The organism is Azospirillum sp. B4 (assembly GCF_000333275.1).
Lineage (GTDB): Bacteria > Pseudomonadota > Alphaproteobacteria > Azospirillales > Azospirillaceae > Nitrospirillum.
On sequence record NZ_BACU01000519.1, the window covers coordinates 1 to 13,868 of the forward strand.

General features: G+C 66.7%; 14 protein-coding genes. 4 read left to right on the forward strand and 10 right to left on the reverse strand.

Annotation, left to right across the window (positions count from 1 at the left end; translation table 11 throughout):
* Window positions 1-58: 58 nt before the first annotated feature.
* Window positions 59-793, forward strand: a complete 735-nt coding sequence (locus I55_RS22385) for an MFS transporter (RefSeq protein ID WP_376739206.1) — start codon at window positions 59-61, stop codon at window positions 791-793.
* Between the two features lie 38 nt (window positions 794-831).
* Here the strand turns inward: I55_RS22385 and I55_RS22390 are convergent, their stop codons facing one another.
* The 10 genes from I55_RS22390 to I55_RS22430 form a co-directional block, all read right to left on the reverse strand.
* Entirely contained in the window at window positions 832-1,113 is a 282-nt protein-coding gene (locus I55_RS22390) for a helix-turn-helix domain-containing protein (RefSeq protein WP_044562813.1), read from the reverse strand.
* Entirely contained in the window at window positions 1,110-1,505 is a 396-nt protein-coding gene (locus I55_RS22395) for a type II toxin-antitoxin system RelE/ParE family toxin (protein ID WP_044562814.1), read from the reverse strand. Before I55_RS22395 ends, I55_RS22390 begins: the two co-directional genes overlap by 4 nt.
* A gap of 61 nt (window positions 1,506-1,566) precedes the next feature.
* Complete coding sequence (locus I55_RS22400) at window positions 1,567-2,202, reverse strand: class I SAM-dependent methyltransferase (protein WP_044562815.1); 636 nt, start codon at window positions 2,200-2,202, stop codon at window positions 1,567-1,569.
* Between the two features lie 92 nt (window positions 2,203-2,294).
* Window positions 2,295-3,890: a methyl-accepting chemotaxis protein gene (locus I55_RS22405; RefSeq protein WP_044562819.1), complete on the reverse strand. Its 1,596-nt coding sequence runs from the start codon at window positions 3,888-3,890 to the stop codon at window positions 2,295-2,297.
* Window positions 3,891-3,991: 101 nt separating this feature from the next.
* Window positions 3,992-5,062 carry a HAMP domain-containing sensor histidine kinase gene (locus I55_RS22410; RefSeq protein ID WP_252181265.1) on the reverse strand — a complete coding sequence of 357 codons (1,071 nt, stop codon included), beginning with the start codon at window positions 5,060-5,062 and terminating at the stop codon, window positions 3,992-3,994.
* The gene (locus I55_RS38620; RefSeq protein WP_252181266.1) at window positions 5,029-5,451 is read right to left on the reverse strand and encodes a hypothetical protein; all 423 of its coding nucleotides are present in this window, start codon (window positions 5,449-5,451) and stop codon (window positions 5,029-5,031) included. The genes I55_RS22410 and I55_RS38620 overlap by 34 nt, the downstream gene beginning before the upstream one ends.
* Window positions 5,436-6,110: a response regulator transcription factor gene (locus I55_RS22415; protein ID WP_044562820.1), complete on the reverse strand. Its 675-nt coding sequence runs from the start codon at window positions 6,108-6,110 to the stop codon at window positions 5,436-5,438. The genes I55_RS38620 and I55_RS22415 overlap by 16 nt, the downstream gene beginning before the upstream one ends.
* A gap of 117 nt (window positions 6,111-6,227) precedes the next feature.
* Window positions 6,228-7,724 (reverse strand): DegQ family serine endoprotease, encoded by a 1,497-nt coding sequence (locus I55_RS22420; RefSeq protein WP_044562816.1) that lies wholly within the window; start codon window positions 7,722-7,724, stop codon window positions 6,228-6,230.
* 144 nt (window positions 7,725-7,868) lie between these two features.
* Entirely contained in the window at window positions 7,869-8,663 is a 795-nt protein-coding gene (locus tag I55_RS33395) for a DUF2076 domain-containing protein (protein WP_049974393.1), read from the reverse strand.
* Window positions 8,664-8,825: 162 nt separating this feature from the next.
* The gene (locus I55_RS22430) at window positions 8,826-10,001 is read right to left on the reverse strand and encodes a Fic family protein (protein ID WP_044562817.1); all 1,176 of its coding nucleotides are present in this window, start codon (window positions 9,999-10,001) and stop codon (window positions 8,826-8,828) included.
* A gap of 111 nt (window positions 10,002-10,112) precedes the next feature.
* On the opposite strand from I55_RS22430, the gene I55_RS22435 reads away from it, so the two are divergent.
* From I55_RS22435 to I55_RS22445, 3 genes are all read left to right on the forward strand, one after another.
* Window positions 10,113-10,979 (forward strand): RluA family pseudouridine synthase, encoded by an 867-nt coding sequence (locus I55_RS22435; RefSeq protein ID WP_252181267.1) that lies wholly within the window; start codon window positions 10,113-10,115, stop codon window positions 10,977-10,979.
* A gap of 869 nt (window positions 10,980-11,848) precedes the next feature.
* Window positions 11,849-12,883, forward strand: a complete 1,035-nt coding sequence (locus tag I55_RS22440; RefSeq protein WP_252181268.1) for a glycosyltransferase family 2 protein — start codon at window positions 11,849-11,851, stop codon at window positions 12,881-12,883.
* A 5-nt stretch (window positions 12,884-12,888) separates the two neighbouring features.
* A complete protein-coding gene (locus I55_RS22445; RefSeq protein ID WP_049974394.1) occupies window positions 12,889-13,779 on the forward strand; it encodes a hypothetical protein in 891 nt (296 codons plus the stop codon).
* Window positions 13,780-13,868: the final 89 nt, after the last annotated feature.

Here is a 13,868-nt window from a genome sequence, read left to right on the forward strand (position 1 = left end):
GGTGATGATGGCCGCCCCGCTGGGCGTCGCTCTGACCTTCTCCCTGACGCCGGAGACGATGCAGGCCTGGGGCTGGCGTATTCCCCTGGTGGTGGGTTGCCTGATCGTCCCCTTCCTGTTCCAGATCCGCCGGTCGCTGACCGAGACGGAAGCCTTCCTGGCGCGCACCCACCGTCCCACGGTGGGTGAGATCATGGCCTCGCTGGCGGCCAACTGGGGCGTGGTATTGACCGGCATCGGCCTGGTGTTGATGACCACCGTGTCCTTCTACTTCATCACCGCCTACACCCCCACCTTCGGGCGGGAGGCGCTGCACCTCAGCGACATGGACAGCCTGCTGGTCACCCTGGCGGTGGGCGCCAGCAACCTCTTGTGGCTGCCCCTGTCGGGCGCCTTGTCCGACCGCATCGGCCGCCGGCCCATCCTGGTCTTCTGCACCGTGTTGGCGCTGGCCACGGCCTACCCCGCGCTCAGCTGGCTGGCCGCGGCACCCAGCTTCGGCCGCCTGCTGGGCGTGGAGCTGTGGCTGTCCTTCCTTTATGCCGGCTACAACGGCGCCATGGTGGTCTACCTGACGGAAATCGTCCCGGCCCAGGTGCGCACCGCCGGCTTTTCCCTGGCCTACAGCCTGGCCACGGCCGCCGGCGGCTTCACGCCCTTCGTCAGCACTTATCTGGTGAAGCACGGCGGCAACGCCGCCATGCCGGGGCTGTGGCTCTCTGCCGCCGCTCTCTGCGGCCTGATCGCCGTGCCGGTCAGCGCCCGGTTCGCGCGGCGGCATGCGGAGGGGTAAGCAAAAAGGGGGGCGCTCAGGGAAACTGGCCCGGGGCTTCAGGCCGCCTCCAGTATGGTGATTTCAATCCGCAGGCCAGCGGCGCTCGCCATATTGACCAGGGCATCCAGTCCGAATAGATCGATCTTGCCCCGGACCAGGTCCGATATACGCGGCTGTGTCACGCCAAAAGCCTTGGCCGCTTCAGCTTGGGTCAGGCCCTGGCGGGTGATGTAATCCTTCAAGGTCATCGCCAGCTTCGAGCGGAGCTTCATGTTTTCAGCGTCCGCGGGGGTGTCCTCCAGGGCATCCCAGACGCTGGAGAATCGCTTGTCGGTCATTTCCGTTTGCCTTTCCGTTCGTCAGCCTTGTGGCGTTTGAGCCGATCGACAAGGGCGCCGTAGCGGTCCTTTGCTATTCCAATATCGGCCGGGTCCGTCTTCTGGGACTTTTTCTGGAAACAATGCAGCACGTAAACCGCGTCGTCGAATTTCGCCACGTAGATCACGCGGTAGATGCCCGACTGGTCATGGAGCCTAATTTCCTGGACACCGGGGCCAACAGTTTTCATGGGCTTCCAGTCGTCCGGCAATCTCCCGTGCTGAAGATGATCGATCTGGTGGCCGGCTTCTCTTCTTGCCGTCAAGGGGAAGCGCCGCAGTGCCTCCAGGGAATCGCCCAGGAATTCCACCTCTTTTGGATCGTTTGGCGGGCTGGTTCCAGCGGTGCTCATGGGACATGATTTATACAAAAACTTGTATATTCTGGCAAGGGCGGGTCAATCCCGTTATGCATCACGGCTCCCGCCCCCGCCGCGCCAGCCACACGCTGCGTCCGCCGCAATCGCGGTCTTCCGGCCGGAAGTCCATGACGTCGAAGCCATGGGCGTCCAGCAGGGCGCGGTAGTCGGCCGGGTCCAGGCTGGCGTGGTGCAAGGGCTCGCCGGCATAGCTGCCCATGGCCACGCCGTGGCGGGGGCCGCTGGTGAACATCAGCGGGGCGCCGGGCAGGGCGTGGCGCTGGAACACCGGAAACATCGCGCGCTGGTCGGCGAAGTCCAGGTGGAAGAAGCTGTCCCAGGCCAGGATGCCGGCGTAGCGCGCGCCCAGGTCCAGGCCGCGCATGTCGGCGACGCGCCAGTCCTGGTCCGGCATGCGGGTGCCGGCCAGGGCGATCAGGGCCGGGGCCGTGTCGACGCCGGTGACGGCGCGGCCCTGGGCGATCAGATATGATGCCATGGGCTGGCCGCCGCCGCAGCCCAGGTCCAGCATCGGGCCGGGCGGCGCCAGGGTCAGGAACCGGTCCAGCCAGGGGCGCTCGATGTCCGGGTGGCGGCGGTGACCGGCCTGCCGGTCGGCTTCCCACGCCAGGCCGTGGCGCTGGTACAGGCCGACCACCCCGGCGGCCACCCCCGCGGCGTCGTCATCCATGGACTTCTCCCTCGCGCTGTTGGGACTGGCCGGACACAGCCAGTTTAGCGATAGGGCAGGCTGGGCGCCGATGCAAGCGACCGGGACGTGGGTCAGGCGGCCCGCACCGTGGCCAGGAATTCCCCCACCTCCCGGCGCAGGTGCTCCGCCTCGCTGGACAGGCTTTGGGCGGCGGCCAGCACCTGGGTGGCGGCCGTGCCGGTTTCACCGGCGGCTTGGGTGACGCTGGCGATGGTGCCCGACACCTCATTGGTACCGGCGGCCGCTTTGGTGACGCTGCCGGCGATGTCGTTTGCCGCGGCGCTCTGTTGGTCGACGGCGGCGGAGATCGCGGCGGAGATGCGGTTGATTTCGCCGATGGTATCGGCGATGGCGGATATCGACTGGCCGGCGGCGTTGGATGCCTGCTGGATGTCGTTGACGCGGGTCGAAACCTCCTCGGTGGCCTGCGCGGTCTGGTTGGCCAACGCCTTGACCTCGCTGGCGACGACGGCGAAGCCCTTGCCGGCTTCACCGGCGCGGGCCGCCTCGATGGTGGCGTTCAGGGCCAGCAGGTTGGTCTGGTTGGCGATCTGCTGGATCAGCGCGACCACCGTGTTGATGTCGGCGGCCGAGCTTTTCAGTGTCGTCACGGCGGTGACCGTTTCATCGGTGGTGGCGACGGCCGATGAGGCCACGGTGGAGGACCGTGCCACTTGGCGCCCGATCTCCTGGATCGAAGCGGACAGTTCCTCGGTGGCGCTGGCCACGGTGTTGACGTTGGTGGCGGCGATGGTGGCCGCGCTGGCCACGGTTTGGGACTGTCGGCTGGTTTCCTCCGCGGTGGCGGCCATGGCTTGGGCCGCCGCCTGCATCTCCGTCGCGGCGCCGGCGACGGCGTCGACGACGCCCTTCACCGAATTTTCAAAGCGCGATGCCATGTCCAGCAGGGACGCCTTGCGCCTTGCCTCCGACTCCTCCTTTTCGCGTGCCGCGGCCTCTTCCATGGCCCGCACCCGCACGGTGCTCTGCTTGAAGGCCTCGGCGGCCTGCGCCAGCTTGCCGATCTCATCTCGCCGCCCCAGGCCGCGCACCTCCACCGCCGTGTCCCCTGCGGTCAGCCGGGCCATGACGGTGATGATGCCGTTGATGCCGCCGGTGACGGAGCGGACGACGATGACGGCCAGGATGACGCCGATGGCGATGCCCAGCGTGCCCACGCCCAGGGTGACGACCATGGTGCGGTCGAAGCGCACCATCGAGTCATCGAAAATCCGTTTGGCCTCATTGACCTGCAGGGCGATCACGGGAGCCAGGGCCTTCATCGTCCGCTCGAACGTCTCCCCATCCCGTGCATCCCCGGCGGCCAGCTTGCGGTATGCGGTGTAGATGGGCTCGAACGTGTGGACCAGGTCCGCCTCCTCCGGGGTCAGATAGGTCGACATGTAGTGCGACCAGGCCGCGTCCATGCCCGCTTCGGCGGCGGGCGCCGCCACCCCCGCCCCGCGCGCCGCGTGCAGCTGATAGAGATTGCCCTGGACGGCAGTCAGGTCGGCCAGCGCGACCGTGCGGTCCTCGTAGACGCTCTTGAGATCCTGATTGGTGGTCCACGCCCCGCGCAGGCCCAGGGCGCCCGTCAACAGCGCGACAAGGGCCAGGCATCCCACCAGGATGGAAAGGCGTGATCCAATTCTCAGGTTGTTGAGCATCGCAGGCGGTTCCTTGAACATCGGTTTCAGGGAACTTGCCGCCATCAGGCTAAAGCTTCGATTAACGGATTAATCCAAGGGGGCCGCGCAAAAGGATAGATCTAGGTCGGTGGGTGAAGGATCGGCAGCAGCAGCTGGGCCTTCAAGCCAGGGCCATTGTCGTCCAGCAGCAACGTGCCGCCATGGCGCTGGGCCACCGCGTCCACCAGGCTGAGACCCAGGCCGCTGCCGGGGCGGGCCTGGTCGCGTTCCAGCCGGAAGAAGCGTTCACGCACCCGCTGCCGATCCTCCGCCGGGATGCCGGGGCCGTTGTCGGCCACCGTCACCTTGACACGGCTTGGCCCGTCGGTGCCGACGGTCAGGCTGACCGTCCCGCCTTCGGGGGTGTATTTCAGGGCGTTGTCCAGCAGGTTGGCCAGGGCCTGGCTCAACAGCTGGCGGTTGCCCTGCACCATGGCGGCTGGGCCCGTCGCCTCCACCGCCATGGTGAAGATGATGCCCTGGTCCTCGGCAACGGCGTCGTACAGCTCGCCAGTATTGAGCGCCAGTTCGTCCAGTTGCACCGGGGCGATGGGCAGGTTGCCGCCTGACTCCACCTCGGCGATGGCCAGCAGGGCGCGGAAGGTGGCCAGCAGATGGTCCACCTCCTCGATCGCGGCCTCCAGCACCTCGCGCGGGTTCTCCACCGTCTCATGCATCAGGGCCAGTTCCAGCCGCGTGCGCAGGCGGGTGAGGGGGGTGCGCAGGTCGTGGGCGATGCCCTGGCTGACATGGCGGATCCCGGCCACCAGCGCCTCGATGCGGTCCAGCATGGCGTTCAGGGTGTGGGCCAGCTGGTCGAATTCGTCGCCCGCCCCCGTCAGGGGCACGCGGCTGACCAGCATGCCCTCGCGGATGGCCTCCGCCGTGCGGGTGACGCCATCCAGGCGGCGCAGCCAGGCGCGGCTCATGGCCAGGCCGCCGATCAGGCCCAGCACCAGGGTCAGGCCCATGCTCCAGCCGATGACCCGCTCCAGCCGCTCGCGCAGAACCCGAACCTCGCCCAGGTCGCGGCCCACCAGCACGCGATAGCCGCCGGGCAGGGCCGCGATCAGGGCGCGCACGTCGCCGGGGCGCACCTGGCCGGTGACGGGGTCCTTCACCGGCAGGTTGACCCAGCCCGCCTCGTCCACCCCCTGGGCCAGAACTGGTTGCCGGCCAGGGTGGAACCGGAGGACGCGGCCAGGATGTAGATGGACGAGGCGTTGCCCATGCCGCGCTCGTTCACCGCCTCCGCCAGTCCGGCCATACCGCCAGTGCGGTAGCGATCGGCCAGGGCCTGCATGTCCTCGCGGATGGCGGTGTCGGCCTGGCTGGTCAGGAAGCCGGCGGTGGACCAGTAGATCAGCCACAGCACCAGCAGGACGGACCCGACGAACAGCCCCAGATAGATCAGGGCGAAGCGGAAGGTGGTGGTGCGCAGCAGGCGGCCGAGATGGCGCTGACCGTCGGAGCGCGGCGTGGTGCCGCCGCTATTCGCCTCCCCGCCGGCCGGGGCGTGGCGTTTCAGGGCCGTAAGCAATACCCGGCCCCCCGCACGGTCTGGATCATGGGCGGCTCGAAGCCTTTGTCCACCTTCTGGCGCAGGCGCGCGATATGGACGTCGATGACATTGGTCTGCGGGTCGAAATGATAGTCCCACACCTGTTCCAGCAGCATGGTGCGGGTCACCACGCTGCCGGCGTTGCGCATCAGGCATTCCAGCAGCTGGAATTCCCGGGGCAGCAGGTCGATGGCCTTGCCCCCGCGCTTCACCGTGCGGGCCAGCAGGTCCATCTCCAGGTCACCGGCCACCAGCTTGGTGGACTGGGCCTGGGGGGCGGCGCGGCGGCGGCCCAGGCTTTCCAGCCGGGCCAGCAGCTCGGAGAAGGCGTAGGGCTTGGTCAGGTAGTCGTCGCCGCCGGCGCGCAGGCCCGTCACCCTGTCCTCCACGCTGCCCAGCGCGCTCAGCACCAGCACGGGCGTGTCGTTGCCCGCGGCGCGCAGCAGGCTGACCAGGGACAAGCCGTCCCGGCCCGGCAGCATGCGGTCCACCACCAGGGCGTCGTAATGCTCCGCCCCCGCCAGGTACAGGCCCTGGGTGCCGTCGGGCGCGTGGTCCACGGCGTGGCCAGCCTCCTTCAGGCCTTTCAGCATGTAGGCGGCGGCCTGGGCGTCGTCCTCGATGACTAGGATCTTCATGGCGGTGGAACCTGGGTTGAGGGCGCGGATCAAATCAAAGGGCCGGGCGGTGGTAAATCCGCCCGGCCCCATTTCATCTCAGGTCCTCCCGGTGATTTTCCGGGAGGGCGCTGGAACTCAGTCTTTCTTGGGCGTGACGGGCAGGGGCAGGAACATCTGCTGGTCGCCGCGGCGGACCAGCAGCAGGACGGACTTGCGGCCGTCCTTCTTGGCCTTCTCCACCTGGGCGTTGACGTCGGCCGGGGCCTTCACGCCTTCGTTGTTCACGCTGGCGATGATGTCGCCCGGGCGCAGGCCCAGGTCGTCCTTGCCCGGATCGACGATGACGACACCCTGGGCGTCGCCGTCCAGGCCCAGGCGCTCCCGGGTGCGGTCGTCCAGCTTGCCCAGCTTCAGGCCGGCCACGCTGGTGTTGTCACCCTTGCCGTCGGGCGTGGTGGCAGCGCCGGAGCCACTGTCCTTGTCGTTGCTGGGCGCCTCGCCCAACTTGACGGAGACGGTGATGGCCTTGCCCGCGCGCAGCACGCCCAGGTCCACGGTCTTGCCCGGGTCGATGCCGGCCACGTTGCGGGCCAGGTCGCGCTGGTTGTCGATGGCCTTGCCGTTGATGCTCTGCACCACGTCGCCTTGCTTCAGGCCGCCCTTTTCCGCCGGGCTCTTGGGCGAGACGGCGTTGATGATGGCGCCCTTCGGCTCCTTCAGGCCCAGGCTGTCGGCGATCTCCGGCGTCACCGCCTGCAGGGTCACGCCCAGATAGCCGCGCTGCACATGGCCGGTGGCCTTCAGCTTCTCGATCACGGGCTTGGCCACGTTGGACGGGATGGCGAAACCGATGCCGACCGAACCGCCGGTGGGGGAGAAGATGGCGGTGTTGATGCCGATGACCTCGCCATTGGTGTTGAAGGTCGGGCCGCCCGAGTTGCCCTTGTTGATCGAGGCGTCGATCTGCAGGAAGTCGTTTAGGTTGGCGGGGTCGATGTCGCGGCCGCGGGCCGAGACGATGCCGGCGGTGACCGTGCCGCCCAGGCCGAAGGGGTTGCCCACCGCCACCACCCAGTCGCCCGGGCGCATCTTGTCGCTGTCGCCGAAGGCCAGGGCCTGCAGCGGCTTCTTGGCATCCACCTTCAGCAGCGCCAGATCCGACCGTTCGTCCTGGCCCACGATCTTGGCCGGCACGTCGTCCGTCTGGTCCTGGAAGTGGACCTTCACCTCGTCCGCCCCCTCGATGACGTGGCGGTTGGTGACGATATAGCCGCTGGGGTCGATGACGAAACCGGAACCCAGGGCGGATTCGATGCGCGGCCGGCCGTTGCCGCCACGGCCACCGGGCAGGGCCTCGTCCGGCAGGCCGAAGTGGCGCATCATTTCCTGCAGTTCCTGCGGCACCTGCGGCGTCGTCACCTTGTGGGCCGCGGTGATGGTCACCACCGCCGGCGACACCTTTTCCACCAGGTCGGCGAAGCTGGGCAGCGAGGCCGGGCTGGCGGCATGGGCGGTGATGGCGGCGGGCGGGGCCACCAGGGCCGTGCCGGTCATCAGGCCGATGGCCAGCGCGGTCACGGCCAGGCGGGGAAAGCGCTTCTTGGGCGAGGGAACGGTGGGCAGGGAGGTCATGGTCTCAAGCTCGCTTTCACGGAAAGTCTTTTTTGGGACTGTTCTTGGGGCTGGCGGCGTCCGGCCGGGGCGGCCGGACACCGCGGGATCAGGTCAGGGAATTGCGGCCGGATTGGGGGCAGCCACCCTGGCGGTGGATGGGGGTCAGGTGTCGATGGTGCCGTCGTCGAAGCCGCCGGCGTCATCGGTGGTGTAATCGGCGTCCTGATAGCCGCCGTCGCGATCGCCGCTATCGCTGTAGCCGCTGTCGCCGCCGTCTTGGCGGCCCGAGTCGTACCGGCTGTGGTCATCGTTCACGATGGTCTCGTTCACCGTGGTATTGTTGATCACGGTCTCCTCGACCCGGTCGCCGCCGAAGCCGGCGCCCCAGGGGCCGCCACCCAGACCGCCACCCCCGAAACCACCGCCGTGCCCGCCGCGGAACAGCGATTCCACCGCGTCCGCCGCCAGCACGCCGCCGGCCACGCCGGCCATGGTCTCAAACATGCCACGCATGAAGCTGCGGGGCTGGGCATAGGCTGGCGGCGCGCCATAGGCGGGCTGGGGCGGCACGTAGGATTGGCCGTAGGGTGGCTGGGGCTGCGCCTGGTACGGTTGCCCCTGGTATGAGGCCTGGCCCCAAGGCCCGGAGGGCTGGCCAAGGGGCTGGCCAAGGGGCTGGTTGAACGGTTGGCTGGATTGGGTGCCGGTGAAGGGCGGCGGGCTGGCGGCTGGACGGGCGCCGCCGGCGTTCTGCTGCAGGTCGGCCAGGCGACGCTGCGCCTCCACCAGGGCCTCCTGCTGCGCCAGCAGGGCCTGGGCCATGATGTAGGGCAGCGCCGGCTGGCGCGACAGCGCCTCACCCACCAGGCGGTCCGATTCAGGGTCGCGGGGCATGCCGTCCAGTCGGGACACACGCGCCAGCAGGGCTGTCAAATCTTCGCGGTCCTTCGGGGTCATGATCGTTCCTCGACTGCTTTCCTCTTGAAGGCGTGGCGTGCGCCACCCGAACTAACATGGGTCGATCCTCGCCGACCGCAACGAGGATGATCATGGTCGGGACAGACTTTCTAGCCCGTGGCAGCAGGATTAAGTTTTTTTCATGCGGATTTAGCGCGCGTCTTAGTCTGGCACGTTGGCGAAAAGGTTGATGTAGTCTCGATAAAAAAATTGACGGTTACGCTGGTTCCCCGTGCTTTCAAATAAAATGCCACGGGCGACGAACTTCTCTACCAGGGTGTTGGCGTTGGGGTAGCTGATGCCCAGCAGTGACTTAACGTCATTCACGTTCAGGAATGGGCGCTTGAACAGATGTTCCAGCACCCGCATTCCCTTGCCGCCTGAATTACCGAAGCTCTGGGCAATAAGCTCGCGGTGGGCTTCCCGCAAATCCACGATGTCGCGAGCGGTTTGGGTTGCTTGCTTCGCCACGCTGGACACACCATTAAGAAAAAACTTCACCCAACTCTCCCAGTCACCATTGTCCCGGATGTTTTGCAGGTGCCTATAATATTCATCCCTGTGCTTTTTGAAATAATGTGAGAGATAAAGTACAGGCTGCGCCAATATTTCCTGCTGGCAAAGAAAGAACGTGATCAGCAGACGGCCGATTCGTCCATTGCCGTCAAGGAAAGGATGAATGGTTTCGAATTGGGCATGTGCCAGTCCTATTTTTATGAGCGGGGGGACGGATGTATCTTCATGCAAGAAAATTTCCAGATTCCCCAATGCGTTTTCGGCCACGTCATGGGGCGGTGGAATGAAGGTCGCATCCAGCAGGGTGCATCCGGCCGGTCCAATCCAGTTTTGGCTTCTTCTCAATTCCCCGGGTTGCATCTTGCTTCCCCGGACACCCTGCAGAAGCTTTTCATGGATGTTCTTGATCAGGCGAATGGAAAGGGGAAGTTCGGCCAGGGCGGCAAGGCCATGGTTCATGGCTGTCACATAATTTATGACCTCATCCACATCCCGTGGTCCTGAGGGGTCGAAGATCTCCGCTTCCGCTTTGATCAGGTCATTGATGGACGCCTGGGTGCCTTCGATCTGGCTGGAAAGGACGGCTTCTTTCCTCACGTACATGAAGACGAAAAGATCAGGATTGGGAAGTGTGCGGATAGATCCGTCCAGCCGACCCAGCGCTCGGTCGCTTTCTGACAGCAGGTGTTGGATTTCACGGTCAATGGTCAAAGGGGGAACCGGCGGCAGGTCGGCTGGAATGAACGCACGATAGCCTGCTATCTGTCGGACATACTGTCCGGCTCGTCCGCGATTGGATTGAGCTTCGTCAGGTGGTGACATTAATGGGTCCTATGGTGTCGCCAGCCATGGTTCTGATTATCGCCTACCAATAACATGAGGCACGGTCGTCTGCCATATTATCCCATGCCGATAATATGGCAGGACGCAGCGATGCATATTATCACCTTGTTGAAACAAGCCGATTGGAAAGGGGCGCAATTCCATGTGACCAACATGGCGCCGCTGCCCCGTAGTTTCTGCTATAGCGTTCCCATGGCCATCATGCTTCCCCTGGCGCCGCCCGCCTACACGCCGCAGGAGATGCGCACCCGCGTCCTGCACCAGGACGCCGACGTGCTGATCGTCGACAAGCCCTATGGCCTGCCGGTGCACTATGGCACCAAGTCCACCGACCATCTGGAACGCTACCTGCCCTGGCTGGTGGCCGAGGGGGCGCCGGCGCCGCGCCTGGCCCATCGGCTGGACAAGGACACCACCGGCTGCTTGGTGCTGGGCTTGAACGAGACGGCGTCCACCCGGCTGGGCAAGCTGTTCCTGGCGGGCCGCGTGGGCAAGCGGTACTGGGCGGTGGTGAAGGGCCGGCCCGAGGCGGAGGAGGGGCGCATCGAGCTGCCGCTGGTCAAGCGCCAGGTGCCCGGATGTTCCCGCATGATGGTGGATCATGACGAGGGCAAGACCGCCTTGACCGAATGGCGCGTCATGGCCCAGGGCGCCGATTCGGCGGGCCAGGCGCTGTCATGGCTGGAACTGACGCCGCGCACGGGGCGCATGCACCAATTGCGGGTCCATTGCGAGGCGATGGGCTGGCCCATGCTGGGCGATCCCATTTATGGCCGCGACTGGCGGGTGGAGGGTGGCCGTGATCCGGCGCCGGCCGTGCCGCTGCACCTGCATGCCCGCTGGGTGGCCCTGCCCTGGGGGCCGCCGTCGGAGCCGCCACTGGCGGCGACGGCGCCGTTGCCGTCCCATATGGCGGACACCTTCCAGCGGCTGGGATTCGCCATCCGGGACCGTTGACGGGGGCGGCGACGGGTTGGCGCGGGCGCGGCGTATAAGGACTGTCCCCAGCACGGACGGCGCAAAAAAAGGAAAAGGTCGGTGGCGCGAACCACCGACCCAGTAGGCTTGGAAGGAATTCAAGACAGGACGGCGGCAACCGTCATGGCTTGGGTAGATCCACTACCGCGACCGGACAGGCCAGGAACACCGATCCGATCACCGCAGGTACGGGGAACATCCGCCGGGCAGGGTGGTCTAGAACCCCAGCCCGGGGCAATCGCCGGCGCCGCTTCCGCCCCCGCGGTTGGGGCAGAGGGGGCGGAAGATCCGCTTGGTCTAGAAAGCGGGGCGCCGGTGCCACCAGCCAAGGAAACGGCGCCCGGGGGCGGGGGGTTGGGGCTCCCGCCCTTGGGCTCGTGCCGTTTCCATCGGCTGGCGACAAGGGGACAGTGCCACGCCAAGCTGACCGCATCCTGACAAAGGTGCCGGTCATAACGATTCCCGGACAGCGTCACATTTTTGCCCTGCCGGCGTGCCATTAGTCCCATCCCATGGACGCTGGCGTCCCAGGCCATCTGTCCGTCCACCCGCCCGCGACGGCTGTCCCGTGTCCGGTTCCGGACATCTGAGCCCTGACATCTGGGTCCTGACATCTGGGCGTAGACGGGGCGTTAACCTTCTTTGCGTATGGTCAATGGCGTGAGGGTGCCTGACCACGCGTCTTCCGAATTGGGAACTCGTTGCGTGCCTGACGCTTCCGAAGACCGGTGCGTCCCCTTTGTTGTCAGCGATCCCTTCCGCATCGTCGCGGATGATGCGATAGAGTTTCGTCAGGCGGATGCCGCTGCATGATCACGTTGTCAGAACTTGAGTCAGATACCGCTCCCATGTTGACCTCCCTCTCGACCGTGTCCGGATCAAAAACGCAGCAGGCGGCTTCGCCGGCAGGCAAACGTCTATCCATCGTCATCCCCATGCATAATGAGGAGGCCAACCTGGCCGCCTTGTTCGTGCGTCTGATCCCGGTGCTGGAAGACATCGGCCTGCCGTTCGAGATCATCTGCGTGGACGATGGCTCGCGCGACGGTACCTTTGCCGCCCTTGCCTTCCACCAGGCGCGTGAGCCTCGGCTCAAGCTGTTGCGCCTGTCGCGCAACTTCGGGAAGGAGGCGGCGATGTCCGCCGGCCTGCGGCATGCCAGCGGCGATGCCGTGGTCCTGATGGACGGCGACCTGCAGCACCCGCCGGAAACCATCGCCATCTTCGTGGAGCAATGGCGCCAGGGCATGCAGATGGTCTACGGCGTGCGCGCCAGCCGTACGACCGACCCGTGGATGCGGCGTTTCCTGACCAAGCTCTACTACCGCCTGCTGGACCGGATGTCTGAGGTCACGCTACCCCGGGGCGCCGGCGACTTCCGCTTGCTGGACCGCAGCGTGGTCGACGCGCTGAACGCCATGCCGGAGCGCAACCGTTTCATGAAGGGCCTGTTCAGCTGGGTGGGCTTCCGCCAGGTGGCCGTGCCGTTCGAGGTGGCGCAGCGCCACGCCGGCGCCTCCACCTTCAATTTCTGGCGCCTGCTGCGCTTTGGCCTGGATGGCGTCGCCTCCTTCAGCAACGTGCCGCTGCGCGTGTGGTCGTGGCTGGGCATCGCCCTGTCGGTGCCGTCGTTCTTCTATGGCCTGGTCATCATCACCAAGACCATCATGTTCGGCCGCGACACCCCCGGCTACGCCTCGCTGATGGTCGCCATCCTGTTCCTGGGCGGCCTGCAGCTGATCGGCCTGGGCGTGCTGGGCGACTATCTCGGCCGCGTCTTCACCGAGGTGAAGGGGCGGCCGATGTACCTGGTGAACGAAAAGGTGGGTTTCGACGACGCGCCGCCGGCCGGCGGTCCGTCCGTGCTCGGGGGGCAGCCCTGAGTTCCATGACCTTCGCCCGCACCCCTGACACGCCGTCCAACACCGTCCCGCACGCGCAACCATCGTTGGGCAACCGCGCCGGCCGGTCCGCGCCGGCCGGTGCCGTGGACGCGCCCCCCTTCTGGCGCCGCCCGGCACTGTGGGACATCGCCTTCTGGCTGGTGCTGGTGGCGGCGGTGGTGGTGGTGTCCTGCACCTTTCCCGACTTCGGCATCACGTTCGATGAGCCGCTGCACGTGGAATATGGGCAGCGGGCGCTGGAATGGTACGCCTCGCTGGGCAAGGACCGCGCCGTCCTGGAGTTCCAGAACCTCTATCTTTACGGCGCCCTGTTCGACACGGTGGAGGCGCTGGCCGAAAACCAGCAGCCCCTCGACGTCTACGCCACCCGCCGCCTGGTCGGCGGCCTGACCGGCCTGCTGGGCGTGCTGGCCGTGCGCCGGATCGCCAAGGATATGGCGGGCGAGGAGACAGGATCGCGCGCCGGCTTCATCGCCGGCCTGTGCCTGTTGCTGATTCCCGACTGGTGGGGCCATTCCTTCGCCAACCCCAAGGACGTGCCCTTCGCCGTGGCCGCCGCCTGGACCCTGTCCTGGCTGGTGCGGGTGGGGCGCGGCCTGGATGCCGATCCCAAGGGCCCTTCCTGGGGCTCGGTCGTCATGCTGGGCCTGTGCTTCGGCATGGCGCTGGGCATCCGCGTGGGCGGCGTGCTGCTGGCGGGGCCGATCGTGCTGGTGGCGCTGGCCCACGTGGCCAAGGGGGTGTTGGCCGGCGACGACGTGCGCCAGGCGGGGGCCACCTTCTGGCGCCTGGTGCGCCGCCTGTGGATCGCCGCCCCCCTCGCGTATGTGGTCATGGTGGCGGCCTGGCCCTGGGCGCAGGTGAACCCCCGGTGAAGGTGCGGCAGTTCGCCGGCCGCTGGATCGCCATCCCACCGGAGGAACAGAGCCGCCTCCGCCTGGGCGGCAAGGCCCCGGCCTACAAC

Excerpts from the sequence above, each read along its gene's own strand:
- I55_RS22400 (WP_044562815.1), bottom strand. The coding sequence starts at position 2,202 with ATGGATGACGACGCCGCGGGGGTGGCCGCCGGGGTGGTCGGCCTGTAC.
- I55_RS22435 (WP_252181267.1), top strand. The coding sequence starts at position 10,113 with ATGCATATTATCACCTTGTTGAAACAAGCCGATTGGAAAGGGGCGCAA.
- I55_RS22420 (WP_044562816.1), bottom strand. The coding sequence starts at position 7,724 with ATGACCTCCCTGCCCACCGTTCCCTCGCCCAAGAAGCGCTTTCCCCGC.
- I55_RS22445 (WP_049974394.1), top strand. The coding sequence starts at position 12,889 with ATGACCTTCGCCCGCACCCCTGACACGCCGTCCAACACCGTCCCGCAC.
- I55_RS33395 (WP_049974393.1), bottom strand. The coding sequence starts at position 8,663 with ATGACCCCGAAGGACCGCGAAGATTTGACAGCCCTGCTGGCGCGTGTG.
- I55_RS22405 (WP_044562819.1), bottom strand. The coding sequence starts at position 3,890 with ATGCTCAACAACCTGAGAATTGGATCACGCCTTTCCATCCTGGTGGGA.
- I55_RS22440 (WP_252181268.1), top strand. The coding sequence starts at position 11,849 with ATGTTGACCTCCCTCTCGACCGTGTCCGGATCAAAAACGCAGCAGGCG.
- I55_RS22390 (WP_044562813.1), bottom strand. The coding sequence starts at position 1,113 with ATGACCGACAAGCGATTCTCCAGCGTCTGGGATGCCCTGGAGGACACC.
- I55_RS22415 (WP_044562820.1), bottom strand. The coding sequence starts at position 6,110 with ATGAAGATCCTAGTCATCGAGGACGACGCCCAGGCCGCCGCCTACATG.
- I55_RS22385 (WP_376739206.1), top strand. The coding sequence starts at position 59 with ATGCAGGCCTGGGGCTGGCGTATTCCCCTGGTGGTGGGTTGCCTGATC.
- I55_RS22430 (WP_044562817.1), bottom strand. The coding sequence starts at position 10,001 with ATGTCACCACCTGACGAAGCTCAATCCAATCGCGGACGAGCCGGACAG.
- I55_RS22395 (WP_044562814.1), bottom strand. The coding sequence starts at position 1,505 with ATGAGCACCGCTGGAACCAGCCCGCCAAACGATCCAAAAGAGGTGGAA.